Raw genomic sequence first — 1820 nt, 5'->3', positions numbered from 1 at the left:
AAAACGAATCGTTCCATCCAAAGCTTGAATCACAGCCAAGCACGAATGAGAATCCTGAATCCCAACAGACCCTAGCTCGTCGTGGTGGCGATGTCATCACGACGATCCGATTGATCCCCGCAAGGTCTGCAACGCCCGTACGAGCGGTTCCAGAGCCCAAGGGGACAAAACTCTTCGATCGTGCGTTCCGGACGCTCGACCCGCTCCCTGAAAATACGAAACTGCTTCGACCATCTCCTGAAGCGCGATCTGTGCGGGATGATCGAACTGCTGTTCCTGAAGCCAGCGCAGATAACGCATCATCCAGCTCTTCTTGCGGAGATTAACTGCGTCCATCTTGAGCATGAAAGGCGCTCCTGTTGGCGGTGGACCCGCAGCGTGTCAACCGCCGCCACTGCGGCGAGGACGAGATCTCGAATCGCTTCGTGGCTTTCATGGCTGGCGCAGGACAAATCGGATGAAGATCAGCAGGGCAAGCGAGAAATAGGTTGAATTCCGTCGCGTCGCTCCGAAAAGCTGACTAAATCAAAATAATGACAGAATCGGATGCTCCTGCAACGAGCAAAGGTCGATCGCTTTGCTTGGAAGTTGAAGAGGAGGAACTCAGATTGGATGGTCAGTTACAGGGGTTGATCGACGCTGTCGATTTGGCACGCGACGAGCGCTCCATTCGCAACGCGATCAAGAGTTTTACTGTCTCATCCGGCTTTGAGCGCTATGCCTACATTCATGTTCACGGCGATGATGCGGTTGCCTTCAGCGACTATCCTGCGGAGTGGTTGAACCTCTATTTTGCAAAGCGTTATACGATCATCGACCCGGTCGTGACGACCGCCAAGCGCCGCAGCATGCGGATGTTCGCCTGGTCAGCGGAGGAGTGCGACGTGCGCCGGAGCTCGCGCGAAATCAAGCAGTTCTATTCGGAGGCAACTGACTTCGGCATCCGTTCCGGGGTTTCCATTCCGATCAGATCAAGCTATGGCCGAACCGCGATGATCACGCTCGCATCTGATCGGCAGCGGGTCGAAGTCCCGCCATGGGATCCGATGCAGGCGGCATTGGCGCTTGCCTATATTCACGTCCGCCTCAGCCTAGCGTCCGGGTCGTCCCTCAAAACAGGGAATGTGACGTTGTCGAGGCAGGAAGCGACCTCGCTCAGCTGGTCGTCACACGGCAAGTCAATGAATGTGATCGCAGACTTGCTTGGGATCAGGCCACGAACGGTCCAATGCTATCTGAATAATGCACGCGACAAACTCGGCGCCAGCAATCTTCAGCAAGCCGTCCGCATCGCCATGGAGAAGAAGTTGATCTAGTCCACCGCGACACTACCGGACGACGACCTGCTCTTCGCGACCGAAGGTTATGCGACGACGCCCGGCCGGGAGCTCGTTACCATGACGATTATCCGGCGGGAACTTTGGGAACGTAGCCGAGGCGATCGATCAGGCTGTTGAGAACAAGCTGACGCGCCCGATGCTCGGTCTCAGCATGGTCATGCATTCGTTGGAGCTCTGCTCGACCTGCGGGACAAGAGGCAGTGTCAGCCTCTGCGGCTAGCCGCTGCAATCGGGCCGTCTCGGCGAGCGCAATACTCGCGCGGTATTCGCGAATGGCGTCGATGGTCAGGCGCTCAAGCTCACGTTGTCCCATTGCCCCGAAGATGTGCTCAAGCTCGCAGTTGAGCCCGGCGTCGGGTGCTTCATCATGATTGTTCGATGCCACAATGCCCACGCAGACTAGGTCCGCGGTGCGCCCCCGCCGACGATAATCCCCTTGATCCCAAGCCGGGGGTTAGAAAACCGCGATTAGACGGTCCC

The 1820-nt window shown here is 57.3% G+C and carries 2 protein-coding genes and 1 pseudogene; 1 reads left to right on the top strand and 2 read right to left on the bottom strand.

Translation table 11 applies throughout. The annotated features are described in order from the left end of the window. Positions 1-114 precede the first annotated feature (114 nt). A pseudogene (locus AAFX91_RS41340) lies at positions 115-434 on the bottom strand (IS110 family transposase); the annotation flags it as partial. A gap of 147 nt (positions 435-581) precedes the next feature. On the opposite strand from AAFX91_RS41340, the gene AAFX91_RS41335 reads away from it, so the two are divergent. Beyond that, positions 582-1316, top strand: a complete 735-nt coding sequence (locus tag AAFX91_RS41335) for an autoinducer binding domain-containing protein (protein ID WP_394570311.1) — start codon at positions 582-584, stop codon at positions 1314-1316. Positions 1317-1404: 88 nt separating this feature from the next. Here AAFX91_RS41335 and AAFX91_RS41330 read toward each other — a convergent pair whose 3' ends face one another. Beyond that, the gene (locus tag AAFX91_RS41330) at positions 1405-1734 is read right to left on the bottom strand and encodes a transcriptional repressor TraM (protein ID WP_130584339.1); all 330 of its coding nucleotides are present in this window, start codon (positions 1732-1734) and stop codon (positions 1405-1407) included. Between the last annotated feature and the right edge of the window lie 86 nt (positions 1735-1820).

The organism is Bradyrhizobium sp. 31Argb (assembly GCF_043638955.1).
In the GTDB taxonomy this organism is placed as follows: domain Bacteria; phylum Pseudomonadota; class Alphaproteobacteria; order Rhizobiales; family Xanthobacteraceae; genus Bradyrhizobium.
This window is presented reverse-complemented; position numbering and strand designations above follow the sequence as displayed.